This window comes from Dechloromonas sp. H13, from assembly GCF_009469615.1.
Classification (GTDB): Bacteria; Pseudomonadota; Gammaproteobacteria; order Burkholderiales; family Rhodocyclaceae; genus Azonexus.
Genome location: NZ_SSXX01000001.1, coordinates 441,460 through 456,897, shown reverse-complemented (window position 1 = coordinate 456,897; position 15,438 = coordinate 441,460). Strand labels below are relative to the sequence as shown.

Here is a 15,438-nt window from a genome sequence, read left to right as displayed (position 1 = left end):
GTGAAGCGGATTGCTAGCGCAATTTTGCGAAAGGTAGTGGAGTTGATTGCGCGCATGCCCTTCGGGAATCACAGATGTGTGGTTTGTGGGCATTCGTTGGCGCGCTTTTTGCCGTACCGCGGCGGCAGTAGAAATGTGCCCGCCCTTATGCAGGCGCTTGAAATGGTAGGTAGCGACGTTGAGCATTTTTCCTGTCCTTGGTGCTACTCGCATGATCGCGAGCGCCATTTGTTTCTTTTCATGCAGGCGGCTGGCTTTTTCTCGTTTATGTCAGGTAAACGAGTGCTGCACTTTGCGCCGGAAAGACATCTTTCACGGTTTATTGAGGGGGCGAAGCCTAGCGAGCATATCAAGTGCGATCTCCACCCGTGGGCAGATGATATTGTTCAGGCTGACCTAATGGCCTTGCCATTTCCAGATAGTCACTTTGATTTATTGATTGCCAACCATGTGCTTGAGCATGTTGACGATGACAAGCGTGCGGTGGCTGAGATCGTACGGGTATTAAGGCCGGACGGCTTTGCTATTTTGCAAACGCCATTTAGCAATGTTCTGGAAAGCACCTGGGAAGACGAAGGTATCCGTTCGGCCGACGCCCGTCTGCAGGCATTCGGGCAGGAGGATCATGTGCGCCTGTTCGGCAAAGATGTTTTTGAGCGTATTGCACGAGAGGGGTTGGAATCACGGGTGCAGTCACATGAGGAATTACTTGGAAGTTGTAGCTCGCGGAGGTTTGGATTGAATCAGCGCGAACCGTTCTTTTTGTTTGTCAAGCCTCGTGCGTTATCGTATTCGGTGCGCGAAGGGGCGCAATGAACAAGATACTTGCGATTATTGTTACCTACTATCCAGAGGCAGTTACGTTTGAACAGTTGCTTAAGTGTTTGCTTAAGCAGGTTACGCGCATCATTGTTGTAGACAATACGCCGGGAAATGAAAACCCGCTGTTGGCATCTCTTCTTGCAGAGAACGGAACTCCAGAGAACTGCCAGTTGGTGCGGCTCGGAGAAAACGAAGGCATTGCACGAGCTATCAACGTCGGGCTTGATATTGCGTTTGCATCTGGTGCGGATTTTGTTCTTTTGAGCGATCAGGACAGTCTGCCCGAACATGATATGGTGGAAAACCTTATTCTCGCTTATTCCGAGTTGTTGGCATCTGGGTTGCGAGTAGCGGCTGTTGGGCCGACATTCACTGATCTTAATCGGACCCTGACTCTGCCGTTTCAGGTTCAATTGCCCGGGCATTTTTTTTACGGACACCGAGCCCCTAGTGCTGAAGAGCCACACGTTGAGGCACTCGGCCTGATTACTTCTGGTAGCTTGATTCCGATTTCAGCTATTCGCGATGTTGGGCTGATGCGGGAAGAGTATTTTATCGACAAGGTTGACACCGAGTGGTGTCACAGAGCTAGAGCCAGGGGTTATCGGCTTTTTGGCACCGGATGGGCGCGCATGCATCAACGCCTTGGCGAAGGGGGGCTCAGGGTATGGTATTTCGGATGGCGTGAGGAGAGCGTTTATAGCCCGCTGAGAATTTATTACCAACTACGAAATTACGTGGCTATTTGCCGTCTCGATTACGTTGACTGGAGATGGAAGGCCAGAATTGGTTGGTATACGGCGGGCGTTTTTTACTCGCAGATTTTCTTTGGAAGAACACGTGCTAAAGCATTCAAGATGGGGCTATTGGGGCTGTGGCATGGTGTTGTAAAAAAGATGGGCAGGTATGCTTGATACGTGAGGCCTCGCATTTGAATTTCAATGAAGCTTCGGCATTCCGTGCCTCAGTAGCATGACAAACTTCCAGGGCAGTAAGCGAAATTGTCGCAGATACTCCATGTTTCCTAATCGACGGTTTGCTTGGATACGTTTTCGTGTCGCGATAACGTAAGTAAAGCCGCTGAATAGCTTTACCGGCAGGGTTAGGTAAATAGCTTTTAGTTTGCTCAATGAAGTGCCTATTGCCAGCAGTGCGACGGCCTCAATGGCCAGTAGCAAGAAGTGTAGAGGCAAGATGATCATAAGCAATGATAATGGGTAGCAAATCATCATCACCCATGTCTTGTTACGCTCGCTGAGGGCACGTCGGCGGGTGGTGGATACCAGCCTGTCTTCCATGACCTTTCCGCCACCGAGATTTCGCCCTATCCAATGGTCGAAGCCGGGGGCGTCGAGGACAACAACTGAATACCCGAGCAACCGGGCGGCGTGACAAAGATAGATGTCTTCGGCGACGGATCCGAACCAGTCAGGGAACCCGCCTATTTCGTCCCAGACCCGTCGCGGGACCCAAAGACAAGCGCCGGTGACTGTTGCAACTTCCTGCCGGCCGGGAGCAAAGGCCGGAATCGGGTTCATGAACAGGTCGAATTCGTAGCCGCGATCGACCAGTGCGCCGTCAACAAGTGAATGTTGAGGGAGTCCTATGATGCCTGGCCTGGCAGAAGCCTCGGCTTCGAGCAAAAAGGCTCGCAGGCTTCCGGGGCGAAGAATGGCGTCGTTGTTGAGAAGCAGAATGTACGTCCCGTGTGAGTGGTCGACCATTCGATTGTTGCTAATACAGAATCCGGCGTTGGTTTTGCTCGCAAGCACATGCACTTCCGGAAATTCTTTCCGGATTATGCTGAGGGAGTCATCGGTGGATGCATCGTCGTGCAGGATGATCTCAATCTCGAAGTCGCGCTCCTGGGCGAGTACAGAGCCTATGCATTCCCGGATGTAGTCTGCGCCGTTGTAGTTTGGTATGCATATGCTGACCAAGGGCGATAAAGCCGGAGTGATGCCTGGGAGCGTTTCTGTCTCAGCGGTGGGGTTCATCTGTTGTGCATCAGATTGAGAATCGCTTTGCCAAGAAGATCACCAATAACCTTGATTGAGAGTTTCTCGGCATAGAGTGCACGTCCCCTCTCGCCAATTCTGGCCAATTCTTCTGGGTGACTTTGAGCCCACTCAAGTGCTTGTGCGAGTGCTTCGGCGTTACCTTGTGGCACCAGCAGGCAGTTCGTTTTGTCAACTAGCCCCGGATCGTCATCGATTGCGCCAATGATTGTCGGCTTGCCTAATGCCAGACATTGGGAGGTCTTACCGGTAATGACCTTTTTGCCTTGATCGGTGTTTCCGAAGGGGCCGCCAAGGCAAATATCGGCGTTTGGGATTTCTTGATTGATTAGCTCGTCGAAATCAACCCAGCTTCGATGAGTGAATTTTGTAATTCCACGAGATTGGCAAGTGGTGAAAAGTTTGCGGGTTTGCCTGGTGTCTCCTCCGATAAAGTCAAATCGAATTGGTAAGTTGCGAATCTTGTGGGCCGCCTCAAGTATTACATCAATGCCATGCAGCGGCAGGAACGATCCATAGAACAGCGCGGTCATCTGAAGGGAGGGAGACTTTTCGGTTTCATGTTTTTGTTGTTGCCAAGGAGATTCAGGCTCCTCCGCGCCAACAGGTATGGATAGCAGCTTGTGTGGCGGCAACGAGAATTCATTTTCGTAGTATCTGCAGTGGGCAGGCGTATCAGTCAACACCAGGTTCGCGTCGTTCAGGATGCTGCGCTCGATCCGCTTCAAGCCTATCGCGCCTGCGCCGATGGCGCCAATATTTCCATGCTTGCGCTCCCTGCTAAGCGAAGCGTATGGAGACATCAGTGCGTCAAGAACGATAGGCTTGTCTCCGACCAGACGACGTAAGGGCCAATAGAACTCATGTCCACGAAAACCTAATACATATACCTCGGGGTCATGACGCTCCATTATTTCCCGTGTTTTTCGAAATGTCTCGATATATCTGTAAGCGTGAGCGCTTTGGTTGATTGCCTCGAAGATCTCGAAACCGGGAATCCTTCGAAGTGCGCTAAGAATGCTTCGAGTCCGAATATATGCTGGTGCTCGATAGGCGAGGACGTAGCAGACCTTCAATTTTCAAATGACTCGATGATTTTCGAAAACTCTGAATCGGGATTATTTGAACAATTGCGCTTGTTGCGGTCGACTCCATGAAATGGGCGATTTTCATGTGTAGTTGCGGTGCGCATAGGTAACCGATTTACTTCCATGGGCATTTTTGCTCCCACCAACTCTCCAGCGCCTCCGGTATTTCACCAACCAGCAGGGCATGCCGCCCGGCAATCCAGCCGTGGATAGGGCCCACCGGACGGTTCTGCAGCGCTTCGTCGAGCAGCGTCTGGGCGGTGACGTGGTCGTTGATCAGCCCAAGTTCGTCCTGCAGGTGGGATAGTGCCTGCAGATACGGCTTTAGGCGCTTGGGCGGCAAGAGAGGGGAGAAGAACTCCACGGCATACCGCAGTTTCTTGAAACAGATGCGCATGCGGTGGCGTTCCGCCGGCGTCAGTTCCGCATGGCGCTCGGCAAGGCGTCGGGCTTGCCGGGCACGGGTTTTGAGGCGCTGGCGAGCGAAGCTGTTGAGGTCTTGCGGCAGTACGTCCTGCAGCGCATAGACGGCGGCGGTGAATTCGACGATCAGTCGCGGGTATTCGGGCAGGGCGACCATGTGCGCAACGGCGGCGCGAGCCAGGCGGGCGCGCCGAAGGCCTTCCTTCTTCAGGCGTGTGGCATCGCGGTGATGAGGGAAGGCAGCGACGATCGGCGGCAGGGTTTCGCCAACGAAGACATCCCAGTTGCGCGTTTCTCCCAGCGCTGTGGCGAGTGTCCGCCAGGTCTGGCCGTAGGCAGAGACGAAGTCGCCAGGCAGGACGGGGGCGAAGAGCTTGATGGCGGAACGCAGGCGGCGCAGGGCGACACGGGCTTGGTGGACATATTCCGGGTCGTCGCTGGTAATCAGGCCACGTTCGTTGCGCTGGAAGTGCTCCAGACAGCCGAGGGCGATGTTGCGGAAGGCGGCAACAGGTGTCAGGCTGGCGTCGAGAATCGCGGCCTTTGCGCGGAACGGTGTGTCCGGCGCGTTGGCGAACAGCGCGTAGCCGCGTTCCGCCTTGCTGGCGATCGACGGGCGCAGGTCGAGGGTGTCCTGCAACTGGCGGGTGAGGCCGAAGATATCGTCGATGCGGCCGCTGAGCAGTTCGAGTTCGATCTCGCAAATCGGTGATTTGCGGCCATTGCTTTCAACGTAGCCGCGGTCGACAGCCATTTCGATCCTGGATTCGCCGAACGGCACTTGCCAGATGGTCCGGCGAAAATCGGTGGTGAAAACGGGTTGCAGTTGTGTCACTGCGCGGTCAAGAAAACTCCTGAGCTCCGGATCGTCTACGTGGCTGAAATCGAAGTGGCCCGGGTGGGCCGGGGTTTCCCACTCGCTGCGTAGGGCCAGACCGCCGCTGGCCGGCTCGGCGGATTTGACGGTGAGCAGCCATTGCCACCCCTTTTTGCGGAAGCGCACCGCGATACGGTACCCGTGAAGTTCCAGGTTGGCGGTATCGAAATAGGTGTTGAGCAGGTGTTGCCGTTGCGGCTTGAGGCCGGTGAGCAGCGGGTGCGCTGCCAGTTGCCGGACGGCTTGCGGGGTCAACTGGAGCTTGAGCTCGATTTCGGTTGCCATGAAGGAACTGCTGAGGCGAAGGTAAGCGTCGATTATAGGCGCTGGATGGGTTTTGATGACGCAAGTCGGTCCGTGCGTTGCTTATATGCAGAAAGGTTTGCGCGGCGCACCATATATCGGGTGCGAATGCGAAATATTCCACATAGGCCAAAAGGCTGGCTCGCTATAATGTGCCAAACTTTCACAAAGCCCGTGCAATGAATACGAAGAAAATCCTTTCGGTACTGATGCTTGCGGCCTTCCCGATGTTCGGCTGGGCAGCGGATACCGTGGCACCGACGCCCGAGCAGCAGTTTGCGACCTTGCGTGAAATAGCCCAAAAGGCGGTGTTGAATAATCCCGAAGTGGTAGCCAAGTGGCACAATTTCAAGGCATCCGCCGAGGAGGTCGGTGTCGCCAGCGGCGGCTTCCTGCCGCGGGTCGACGTGACCGCCGGCATTGGGCGCGAATACCTGAAGCAACCGCTGTTCAGCGGCTCGAAGATCACGCAGGAAGGCTATTACGACCGTAACGGCTGGCTGTTGAGCCTCAATCAGATGATTTTCGATGGTTTTGCCACGCGCAACGAGGTCAAGCGTCTCGGCAAGGCCCAGTTGGTCCGCTACTACGAACTCCTCGATGCGTCCGAAGCGATCGCCCTCGAGGCGGCGCGCGCCTATCTCGACGTGATTCGTTATCGTTTCCTGGTCAATCTCGCCGAAGACAATTACGTCCAGCACCGTGCCACGTTCGAGCAATTGCTGCGCCGCACGCAATCCGGTGTCGGTCGCCGCGTCGACCTCGAACAGGCAGCGAGCCGCCTGGCCCTGGCGGAAGTCAATCTGACGACCGAGACGGCCAATCTGCATGACGTCACCGCGCGCTTCCAGCGCATCGTCAACAGCCAGCCGCCGCAGGTGATCTTTTCGCCGGCACTGATCAGCCGGGCCTTGCCGATCAGCCAGAAGGCAGCGCTGGAAAAGCTGTTCACCAACAATCCGGCATTGCTGGCTGCCCAGGAAAACGTCGAGGCGGCCGACTACGATGTCGCCGTCCGTCGCGCCGCCTATTCGCCGCGTCTCGATTTCCGGGCGCGCACCGACAATGTCGAGAACTACCAGGGCATCATCGGTGACCGCACCAACAACGTCGCCGAAGTGGTGCTGACCTACAATCTTTTCAACGGCGGTTCGGATCGCGCCCGCGAGCGGCAGTACATCGAGCGCAAGAACATGGCGATCGACCTTCGCGACAAGGCCTGCCGCGATACCCGGCAGACCCTGGCGATCGCCTACAACGATGTCACCCGGCTACGTGAACAGGTTTCCTTCCTGAACATTCAGGTCGGTCTTGTGGAAAAGACGCGCGATGCCTATCGTGACCAGTTCAACGTGGGCCAGCGCACCCTGCTCGACCTGCTGGATACCGAAAACGAATTGCTGTCCGCCCGCCGCGCTGCAATCAACGCCGACATGGACCTCTCGCTGGCCTACCTGCGGACCTACGCCGGCATGGGTACCCTGCTCGAATTCCTGGAGTTGAAGAAACTCGATGTCGAGGCACCCGACCCCAGCCAGTTGAGCAGTGTCGATGCCGTGGAGTCGTGCGCCGCCCAGCCGATCGGCGTGCCGACCATCGACCGCGATGCCTTGAACGCCCGGGCGCTTGCCCTGCTCGAGGCCAACCGGACGGCCTATGCATTGCCGCAGGCGGGGCAGGCCACCGTACCGCCACAGGCGGTCGTTTCCCCGCCGGAATCCACCGGGCCGATGAAAGCGGTGGTCGAACAAGTCAGGCTGTGGGCGGCGATTACGGCGCGCAAGGACTTCGCGGCCTACGAGGCGTTCTATGCGCCGACCTTTACCCCTGGTGGCGGTCTAAGTCGCGCCGAGTGGGCCAATGCCCAGAAGGCGCGCTTCGCACAGAAGGGCAACGTGCCGGCCGACGTCCAGGGTCTCAAGGTCCGGCCCAGCGGTCTGGACCGCGCCACTGCCGAGTTTGTGCAGGATTACGATGATGACATGCGCCGCGAGCCGACGCGCAAGACGCTGGAGTTCGTCAAGGTTGGCAACACCTGGCTCATCAACCGCGAAAGCTCGTCACCGGCGGGCAAGAAATGAAGAATCAGATCATGAGCACCCTAAACCAGATCAAACAAGCGGTTCGTTCGTCGGCGCTGTTCCTCGCGGTAACGCTGGCCGTCGCCAATCCCGTAGCCGCCCAAACAACCGTGGCACCGGGCAGCCTGGGGCCGACCCTGAACAAGATCGCCAAAGCCGGCGCCCTGTATGCGGCGCACCGGGAATCCGCAATTCCCTTCTCGTATGTTGCCAGCGCGCAAGATAATGCCGCGGTCTACGGCTATTCCTGGGAACTCTGCCAGCGCGTGGCCGGGGCCGTGAGTCAGCGGCTGGGTCGGGAGATCAAGGTGGTTCCCGTGACGGTGTCGGCGAACTCGCAGATCATGATGGTCAAGGTCGGCATGGCCGACATCGAGTGCGGGGCGACGACCAATAACGTGGCCCGCCAGAAGCAGGTCGCCTTCAGCAACACCATCTACGTCGCCCAGGTCAGGGCAATGGTGCGCAAGGACAGCGGTATCAGGCGCATCGCCGATCTCGCCGACAAACGGGTCGTCACCACGCTGGGCACGACGGCCGACCGCCTGATCAAGCAGGCGGCGCTCGCCAATAACATCACCATGCAGTACCTGATGGGGCGCAGCCATGTCGAGTCCATGGGGATGCTGGCCCGGGGCGAAGCGGATGCCTACGTCGGGGATGATGCGATCATCGCCGGGGAGCGGGCGCAGTCATCGCTGGGCGACCAACTGGTCTTTCTGGATGAAGCCCTGGCGACGGAACCGTATGGCCTGATGCTGCCCAGGGATGATCCGCAATTCAAGAAACTGGTCGATGACGTGATCGTCGGCATGATGCAGAGCGGCGAGTTCGCGCGGATCTACGACAAGTGGTTCGTGAACCCGATTCCGCCACAGGGCATCAACCTGCAGATGCCGATGTCGGACAAGCTCAAGGCGGCGATCGCCAACCCGAACGACCGGCCTGCCAACTGACGGCGCCGGATGAACAAAAGGCCATGCCTGGCGGCATGGCCTTTTTTCATTGGCGTGCGAGAGGAGTCAGGCGCCGAGCGCCGGGTTCAGCGTGTAGATGCCGGTCAGGCTGGCCTCCGCCAGGACGTGGCCCTGCATCACGGCGCGCACTTCCGGACCGCCGAAGCGACCGGTGAGCGGCAGTTGCTCGATATCCAGCGCATAGACGGTGAATACGTAATGGTGAACGATCTCGTCGTTCCACGGCGGGCAGGGGCCGTCATAGCCGTGGTAGTCACCGCGCATGTCGTTGTCGCCGGCGAACCAGTCGGTGTAGTTGTTGACCCCCTGGCGCGCGCCGTGGGCGGCCTGCGGTCCCGGTTTGCCGCGCGGCGTGACGTCGCTGGAGAATTCGCCCTCCTTGAGGGCGTTGACCGCAACCGGCAGGTCGATCAGCACCCAGTGGAAGAAGTCGACGCGCGGCAGGGATGCCGGAACCACGCGGCCTTCCTGATTGACGTCGTCGCCCCGGCTCGGCACGTCGGGGTCGTGGCAGATGACGGCGAACGAACGCGTCCCGGCGGGAAAGTCCGACCATGCCAGCTGTGGATTGAGGTTCTTGCCCAGGCAGACGTGATGAGCGGCGTCGGGAATGCAGAAGGCGAAATCGCCCGGAATTTTCTGTCCATCGGCAATGCTCGTGCTGGTCAGCTTCATTGGATGCGTCTCCTTCCGGTTAGGCGGCCCGCCGCTTGAAATCCCCGAGGCGGAAGCCGAAAGCCCATAGTGTAGCGAAATAGACGATGGCGCCAAGTCCCACCAGCGCGCTCAGGCGGATCAGGCGTTCGGCGAGCGGATAGGCAAGCCAGGCCGCGTCGCTGCCGCTGGCGAGCCACAGTGCGCCGCCCATGACGACAAGCGCCGCCAGCAGCTTGAACGAAAATGCCGGCCAGCCGGCCTGCGGCTGATAGACGCCCTGTCGGCGCAGGCCGCGATAGAGCAGGGCGGCGTTGAGGCAGGCCGCCAGCCCGATCGACAGCGCCAGCCCGGCATGGTGCAGCCAGCCGATGAAGGCGAGGTTCATGGCCTGTGTGGCAAGGAGCGAGATGAGGGCGATCTTGACCGGCGTGCGAATGTTCTGGCGCGCGTAGAAGCCGGGTGCCAGCACCTTTACTAGAATCAGCCCGAGCAGGCCGATGCTGTAGGCGACCAGCGCATCCCGTGTGTGAAAGACGTCGTCGCCGGTGAAGGCGCCGTGGTGGAACAGCGTGGCGATCAGCGGTACCGCGAGCAGGGCGAGCGCAAGGGCGGCCGGCGCGGCGAGCAGCAGGGTCAGGCGCAAACCCCAGTCGAGCAGTTTCGAATATTCGAGATGGTTGTCGCTGGCATGATATTTCGACAGCGACGGCAGCAGGATGGTGCCGAGCGCGACGCCGAGCATGCCGGAGGGGAATTCCATCAGGCGGTCGGCATAGTAGAGCCAGGAAACGCTGCCGGTCCTGAGGAACGAAGCGAAGATGGTGTTGATCAGCAGGCTGATCTGCGACACCGAGACGCCAAGCAGGGCCGGGCCCATCAGGGTCAGGATGCGACGCACCCCGGGGTCCGCCCAGGCGGCCCGCCAGTTCAGCGAGGGGCGCGGCAGCATGGCGATGCGGCGCAGCGCGGGGATCTGGATCGCCAACTGCAGGACGCCGCCGAGAAACACCGCCCAGCCCAGCGCCAGGACCGGCGGGTCGAAATACGGCACGGCGAACAGCGCCATGCCGATGAAGGCGATATTGAGCAGCACCGGCGTGAAGGCGGGCAGCGCAAAGCGGCTCCACGTGTTGAGAATGCCGCCGGCCAGGGCGACCAGCGACATGAACAGGATGTACGGGAAGGTGATGCGGGTAAGCGTGACGGTCAGCTCGAACTTGCCCATGTCGGCCGTGAAGCCGGGGGCGGAAATCCAGACCAGGAGCGGGGCGGCGGCGACGCCGACGGCGGTCACGGCAAACAGCAGCAGTGCCAGGATACCGGTCACATGGTCGATCAGCAGCAGCGTTTCCTGGTCGCCACGCTTGTTTTTGTATTCGCCGAGAATCGGTACGAAGGCCTGCGAGAAGGCGCCCTCGGCGAACATTCGGCGCAGCAGGTTGGGCAACTTGAAGGCAACGAAGAAGGCGTCGGTCGCCAGGCCGGCGCCGAAGGTGCGGGCGATCACGAAATCGCGAACGAAGCCGAGAATGCGCGACAACAGCGTCATGCCGCTGACCGTCGCCAGGGCGCGGAGAAGATTCATGGATTGCCGGCGTTGCCTGATGGGGCGCGCAAAAGCTATAATTGTACGCTGTGCTGCAGTAGCTCAGTTGGTAGAGCAACTGATTCGTAATCAGTAGGTCGGAGGTTCGATTCCTCTCTGCAGCACCAGAAACCCGAAGGCTTGCGCTGGTCCGCAGGCCTTTTTTTCGTCCGCACGGACGAAACGTGACGGGAACGCCCTGTTCATACCGTCAGGGCTTGTTGTTTATCGCGTGCAGTTTCGCATAGGCGAACAGTTCGAGGCGGCTGGAAATACCCAGTTTTGCGTAAATCGAATTCAGGTGATTGCGCAGCGTATTTTCGCTGATTTTCAGCCGCTCGGCGATCTGCTTTCCGCTGGCCGCCGCATCCCTGGTGATTTCGGAGACAGTTTGGAGTTCCCTGCGGGTCAGGCTGGCAATTTTCCGCTGATCCGGGGTTTCGTAATGCGGAATCCTCTTCTCGCCCAGGTGGTGGAGGATTCGGCTGGTTGCCGAGCGGTCGATCCATAGTTCGCCCTGATGAACTTTTTCGATCGCCTTGACGATCGCTTCCGCCGACTCGGTCTTGGCGAGCACGCCGCGGGCGCCGGCCAGGATCGCGCTGTCGCACAGCGCGATATCGCGCGACCCGGACAGCGCCAGCACCTTCGCCGGCGACATCGAGCACAACGCGCTGATTTCATCCATCCTAATATTACCGTCGAGATCAACCAGCATGACGTCGACCGGCGAGTCGGCGAGCGCCTGCGCCGCCGTCAGGCAGTCTGTCGTGGTTCCCGCTAGTTCGAGGCGCGGCTGCATCTCCAGCGCCAGTTTTTCGAGCCCCCACAGCACGATCTGCAGATCGCTGATCAGCATGACCCGGATGGGTTTGGTTTGTGGGGAGGTCATGGTGGCTTTGTGGGGATGGCGTATGCTGATTGTTAGTATGTTTATACTATTTTTGGTGTGGCAAATCTAGTAGGAAAGTTTGCGGGTGTGGAAATTGCCGGGTGTGCTGGCAGTTTTCGTTTTCTGTTGTCCGGGTTAATATGCGGGACGCTCCATACGGTACCGTCTGGAGTTGAAATTGGGCAATCGAACCAAGCTATTGGAGAGCTGCGATGGAGATCAAGGGAAAAGTTTTTCTGGTAACCGGTGCCGGGTCGGGCCTTGGCGCGGCGAGCGCACAGGCATTGGTCGAGGCTGGCGCCAAGGTCGTTCTGGCTGACCTGAATCGCGAGGCCGGCGAGAGGCTGGCGGCCGGATTCGGCGCCAACGCGCGCTTCGTCGAAACCGACGTGGCGAACGAGGCAAGCGCGGTCAACGCCGTGCAGACGGCAATTTCCTTTTTCGGTGGCCTGCACGGGCTGGTCAATTGCGCCGGCGTCGCGCCGGCCGAGAAGGTGGTCGGGCGCGAGGGGCCGCACAAGCTGGAAAGTTTCGCGCGGACAATCAATATCAACCTGGTCGGAACCTTCAACATGATCCGCCTGGCCGCCGACGCGATGATGAAGGGCGAACCCGATGCCGGCGGCGAGCGTGGCGTCATCGTTAACACGGCATCGGTCGCAGCGTTCGAGGGGCAACTGGGCCAGGCTGCCTACGCCGCCTCGAAGGGCGGCATCGTTGCCCTGACGTTGCCGGTGGCCCGCGAACTGGCGAAGAGCGGCATCCGCTGCGTGACCATCGCCCCGGGCATCATGGAAACGCCGATGCTTCTCGGCATGCCGCCGGAGGTGCAGGAGTCGCTGGGCAAGATGGTGCCCTTCCCGTCGCGCATGGGCAGGCCGGCCGAATTCGCCGCGCTGGTCAGGCATATCGCCGAGAACGCCTACCTCAACGGTGAGGTCATCCGGTTGGACGGCGCCATCCGCATGGGAACCAAATAATCTATACTTCGGCTCCGCCCTAGACCCAAAAGGCACTTCGGTGCCTTTTTTATTTGCATGTCCCAAGCCCCCTGCTATCACTGCGGCCAACCGATCCCTGACGACGTGGCGTTGTCGGTGAACGTCGGCGGCGAGGCGCGCGCGATGTGCTGTATCGGGTGTCAGGCGGTAGCGCAGTCGATTGTCGATAACGGGCTTGCCGATTATTACCGCAGCCGGGACGCTCTGCCGGAGTCGCCGCGCGAGGCGACGCCAGCGATTCTCGACCAGCTTGCCCTGTTCGACCATGCGGAATTCCAGAAAAGCTTCGTGCGGGCGCGTGGCGAAACCGAGCGCGAGGCGTCGCTGCTGCTCGAAGGCATCACTTGCGCCGCCTGCATCTGGCTCAATGAACAGCATGTCGGCAAATTGCCCGGCGTGACGGCAGTCGATATCAACTATGCGACTCGCCGGGCGCGGGTGCGCTGGGATGAGGCGCAGATCAGGCTGTCGGACATTCTGGGGGCGATCGCCGCCATCGGCTACCGCGCCTACCCCTACGATGCCGCGAAAAACGAGGAGATTTCGCGCAAGGAGCGGCGCGACGCGCTCTGGCGTCTCTGGGTCGCCGGCTTCGGGATGATGCAGGTCATGATGTACGCCTACCCGGTGTACATTGCCGACGGCGACATGACCGCCGACATCGAGAGCCTGATGCGCTGGGCCAGCCTGCTGCTGACGCTGCCGGTGGTCTTCTACTCCTCGGCGCCGTTCTTCCGCAATGCCTGGCGCGATCTCAGGCTGCGCCGGGTCGGCATGGACGTGCCGGTGGCGCTTGGCGTCGGTGCAGCTTTCATCGCGAGTTGCTGGGCGACGCTGACGCAGCAGGGCGAGGTCTATTTCGATTCGGTCACGATGTTCGTCTTCTTCCTGCTCGGCGGGCGCTACCTGGAGATGACCGCCCGCCAGAAGGCGGTCAGCGTCACCGAGGCGCTAGCCAAGCTGTTGCCGGCATTCGCGCAAATCATGCCCAATTTTCCGGTCGACCGCAGCAGCGAGCAGCGCGTGGTCGCCGACCTGCGTCCGGGCGACGTGGTGCTGGTGCGCCCGGGTGACATCGTACCGGCCGATGGCACGGTCGTCGAGGGCGTCAGCTGCGCCAACGAGGCGCTGCTGACCGGCGAGAGCCGGCCGGTGCCGAAATCGCCGGGCATGTCGGTGACCGGTGGCTCGCTCAACGCCGAGAGCCCGCTGGTGGTACGGGTCGACCAGGTCGGCGAGGGCACGCGGCTGTCGGCGATCATTCACCTGATGGAGCGGGCAGCGGCCGAGAAGCCGCGCATCGTCGAACTGGCCGACCGCATTGCCAGCTATTTCGTCGCCGCGCTGCTGTTCGTGGCGGTGGCCGTCGCCATCGGCTGGTATTTCGTCGATCCCTCGAAGGCGTTATGGATCACCGTATCGGTGCTGGTCGTCACCTGCCCGTGCGCCCTGTCGCTGGCGACGCCGATTGCCCTGACCGTGGCCGCTGGCGCGCTGGCCCGGGACGGCCTGCTGGTGACGCGCGGACATGCCATCGAAACGCTGGCCCGAGCGACGCATTTCGTGTTCGACAAGACGGGTACCCTGACCAGCGGCCACATGCGTCTGGTCGATGTGTTGCCGACCGGCGATCTGGCGCACGACGAGTGTCTGGCGATCGCCGCAGCGCTGGAGCATGCCTCCGAGCATCCGGTGGCGCAGGCCTTGCGCGCGGCTACCGAAGGCCGGAAGCTGCCGCTTGCCGGCCAGGCGCTGGGTGAGGCGGGGCAGGGCATTGAGGGCGACATCGCCGGGCGTCGCTATCGCATCGGTCGCCCGGCCTACGCGCTGGGGCTTGGCGCCGGCCGGCTTCCGGATGTCGCCGCGGCCTGGCTGGAAAGCGGCGATACGGTAGTCGTCCTCGCCGACGAAAGCGGTTGCCTGGCCCTCTTAAGGTTTGGCGACGAGGTCCGTCCGGAGGCGCGGCCGCTGATCGATGCGCTGCATGCGGCAGGCAAGCGGATCGTCTTGCTGACCGGTGATGCGCCCGCCGTCGCCCGGCGGGTTGCCGACACCCTGGGGATCGCCGATGTCCGGGCCGGCGTCACGCCGCAGGGCAAGCACGCCTGCGTCAGCGAACTGCAGGCCGGCGGCGCGGTTGTCGCGATGGTCGGCGATGGCGTCAACGATGCGCCGGTCCTCGCCCAAGCGCAGGTTTCGATCGCCATGGGCGGCGGTGCCCAGCTCGCCCGCACCCAGGCCGATTTCATCCTGCTTTCCGAGAATCTCGACCATCTGCGCCGCGGCCTGCTGCGTGGGCAGAAGACGCTGCGGGTCATCCGCCAGAACCTGTGGTGGTCGTTCGCCTATAATTTCGTTGCGCTGCCGCTGGCGATCGCCGGCTACGTGACCCCTTGGCTGGCCGGGATCGGCATGTCGGCGAGTTCGCTGCTGGTGGTTCTCAATTCGTTGCGCATACAGCGCGTGGATGGTGATTGATGGAAATCCTCTACCTGCTCATCCCGGTATCGGTCGTTCTCGTTTTCGCGATCGCCGTCGCCTTTTGGTGGTCGGTGCGCAGCGGCCAGTTCGACGATCTCGAGGGGCCGGCCTTCAAGATTCTGATGGATGACGACGGGCCGAACATTCCGAACTCGGCGTCGACCAGGAAGGACGATTCGGAAAAAGTTTGACTTGCGTCAACGCCGGATGCGGTCCGGGCATTGAAAATGGCC

13 protein-coding genes and 1 tRNA gene are annotated in these 15,438 nt (G+C 60.3%); 8 read left to right on the top strand and 6 right to left on the bottom strand.

The annotated features are described in order from the left end of the window. Entirely contained in the window at positions 1–816 is an 816-nt protein-coding gene (locus GH660_RS02265) for a class I SAM-dependent methyltransferase (protein ID WP_228276320.1), read from the top strand. Continuing rightward, complete coding sequence (locus tag GH660_RS02260) at positions 813–1,736, top strand: glycosyltransferase family 2 protein (RefSeq protein WP_153144945.1); 924 nt, start codon at positions 813–815, stop codon at positions 1,734–1,736. The genes GH660_RS02265 and GH660_RS02260 overlap by 4 nt, the downstream gene beginning before the upstream one ends. Before the next feature lie 24 nt (positions 1,737–1,760). Here the strand turns inward: GH660_RS02260 and GH660_RS02255 are convergent, their stop codons facing one another. From GH660_RS02255 to GH660_RS02245, 3 genes are all read right to left on the bottom strand, one after another. After that, on the bottom strand, positions 1,761–2,819 hold the full coding sequence (locus tag GH660_RS02255) for a glycosyltransferase family 2 protein (protein ID WP_153144944.1): 1,059 nt from the start codon (positions 2,817–2,819) through the stop codon (positions 1,761–1,763). After that, a complete protein-coding gene (locus tag GH660_RS02250) occupies positions 2,816–3,751 on the bottom strand; it encodes a glycosyltransferase (RefSeq protein ID WP_153144943.1) in 936 nt (311 codons plus the stop codon). The genes GH660_RS02255 and GH660_RS02250 overlap by 4 nt, the downstream gene beginning before the upstream one ends. 292 nt (positions 3,752–4,043) lie before the next feature. Next, entirely contained in the window at positions 4,044–5,513 is a 1,470-nt protein-coding gene (locus GH660_RS02245; RefSeq protein WP_153144942.1) for a CYTH and CHAD domain-containing protein, read from the bottom strand. 197 nt (positions 5,514–5,710) lie between these two features. Here GH660_RS02245 and GH660_RS02240 point away from each other — a divergent pair, with 197 nt between their 5' ends. Further along, positions 5,711–7,612: a TolC family outer membrane protein gene (locus GH660_RS02240; RefSeq protein WP_153144941.1), complete on the top strand. Its 1,902-nt coding sequence runs from the start codon at positions 5,711–5,713 to the stop codon at positions 7,610–7,612. A gap of 11 nt (positions 7,613–7,623) precedes the next feature. Continuing rightward, the gene (locus GH660_RS02235; RefSeq protein ID WP_194266206.1) at positions 7,624–8,568 is read left to right on the top strand and encodes an amino acid ABC transporter substrate-binding protein; all 945 of its coding nucleotides are present in this window, start codon (positions 7,624–7,626) and stop codon (positions 8,566–8,568) included. A gap of 66 nt (positions 8,569–8,634) precedes the next feature. Here the strand turns inward: GH660_RS02235 and GH660_RS02230 are convergent, their stop codons facing one another. Both GH660_RS02230 and murJ read right to left on the bottom strand, forming a co-directional pair. After that, positions 8,635–9,264, bottom strand: a complete 630-nt coding sequence (locus tag GH660_RS02230; protein WP_153144939.1) for a YbhB/YbcL family Raf kinase inhibitor-like protein — start codon at positions 9,262–9,264, stop codon at positions 8,635–8,637. 19 nt (positions 9,265–9,283) lie between these two features. Then, complete coding sequence (gene murJ, locus GH660_RS02225; RefSeq protein WP_153144938.1) at positions 9,284–10,831, bottom strand: murein biosynthesis integral membrane protein MurJ; 1,548 nt, start codon at positions 10,829–10,831, stop codon at positions 9,284–9,286. 52 nt (positions 10,832–10,883) lie between these two features. On the opposite strand from murJ, the gene GH660_RS02220 reads away from it, so the two are divergent. Further along, positions 10,884–10,959, top strand: a tRNA-Thr gene (locus GH660_RS02220). A gap of 83 nt (positions 10,960–11,042) precedes the next feature. On the opposite strand, the gene GH660_RS02215 is transcribed toward GH660_RS02220, so the two are convergent. Then, positions 11,043–11,723 carry a response regulator transcription factor gene (locus GH660_RS02215; protein ID WP_153144937.1) on the bottom strand — a complete coding sequence of 227 codons (681 nt, stop codon included), beginning with the start codon at positions 11,721–11,723 and terminating at the stop codon, positions 11,043–11,045. Positions 11,724–11,935: 212 nt separating this feature from the next. Between GH660_RS02215 and GH660_RS02210 the strand changes: the two genes are divergently transcribed. Genes GH660_RS02210 through ccoS form a run of 3 tightly spaced genes read left to right on the top strand, consistent with a single transcriptional unit; the run spans position 11,936 to position 15,396 of the window. After that, positions 11,936–12,703: a 3-hydroxyacyl-CoA dehydrogenase gene (locus GH660_RS02210; RefSeq protein WP_153144936.1), complete on the top strand. Its 768-nt coding sequence runs from the start codon at positions 11,936–11,938 to the stop codon at positions 12,701–12,703. A gap of 57 nt (positions 12,704–12,760) precedes the next feature. Next, positions 12,761–15,202: a heavy metal translocating P-type ATPase gene (locus GH660_RS02205; RefSeq protein WP_153144935.1), complete on the top strand. Its 2,442-nt coding sequence runs from the start codon at positions 12,761–12,763 to the stop codon at positions 15,200–15,202. Further along, positions 15,202–15,396, top strand: a complete 195-nt coding sequence (gene ccoS / locus GH660_RS02200; RefSeq protein ID WP_153144934.1) for a cbb3-type cytochrome oxidase assembly protein CcoS — start codon at positions 15,202–15,204, stop codon at positions 15,394–15,396. The genes GH660_RS02205 and ccoS overlap by 1 nt, the downstream gene beginning before the upstream one ends. Positions 15,397–15,438 lie beyond the last annotated feature (42 nt).

Coding starts and splice junctions, on each gene's coding strand:
- GH660_RS02260 (WP_153144945.1), top strand. CDS start 813: ATGAACAAGATACTTGCGATTATTGTTACCTACTATCCAGAGGCAGTT.
- GH660_RS02255 (WP_153144944.1), bottom strand. CDS start 2,819: ATGAACCCCACCGCTGAGACAGAAACGCTCCCAGGCATCACTCCGGCT.
- GH660_RS02250 (WP_153144943.1), bottom strand. CDS start 3,751: ATGGAGCGTCATGACCCCGAGGTATATGTATTAGGTTTTCGTGGACAT.
- GH660_RS02245 (WP_153144942.1), bottom strand. CDS start 5,513: ATGGCAACCGAAATCGAGCTCAAGCTCCAGTTGACCCCGCAAGCCGTC.
- GH660_RS02240 (WP_153144941.1), top strand. CDS start 5,711: ATGAATACGAAGAAAATCCTTTCGGTACTGATGCTTGCGGCCTTCCCG.
- GH660_RS02235 (WP_194266206.1), top strand. CDS start 7,624: ATGAGCACCCTAAACCAGATCAAACAAGCGGTTCGTTCGTCGGCGCTG.
- GH660_RS02230 (WP_153144939.1), bottom strand. CDS start 9,264: ATGAAGCTGACCAGCACGAGCATTGCCGATGGACAGAAAATTCCGGGC.
- murJ (WP_153144938.1), bottom strand. CDS start 10,831: ATGAATCTTCTCCGCGCCCTGGCGACGGTCAGCGGCATGACGCTGTTG.
- GH660_RS02215 (WP_153144937.1), bottom strand. CDS start 11,723: ATGACCTCCCCACAAACCAAACCCATCCGGGTCATGCTGATCAGCGAT.
- GH660_RS02210 (WP_153144936.1), top strand. CDS start 11,936: ATGGAGATCAAGGGAAAAGTTTTTCTGGTAACCGGTGCCGGGTCGGGC.
- GH660_RS02205 (WP_153144935.1), top strand. CDS start 12,761: ATGTCCCAAGCCCCCTGCTATCACTGCGGCCAACCGATCCCTGACGAC.
- ccoS (WP_153144934.1), top strand. CDS start 15,202: ATGGAAATCCTCTACCTGCTCATCCCGGTATCGGTCGTTCTCGTTTTC.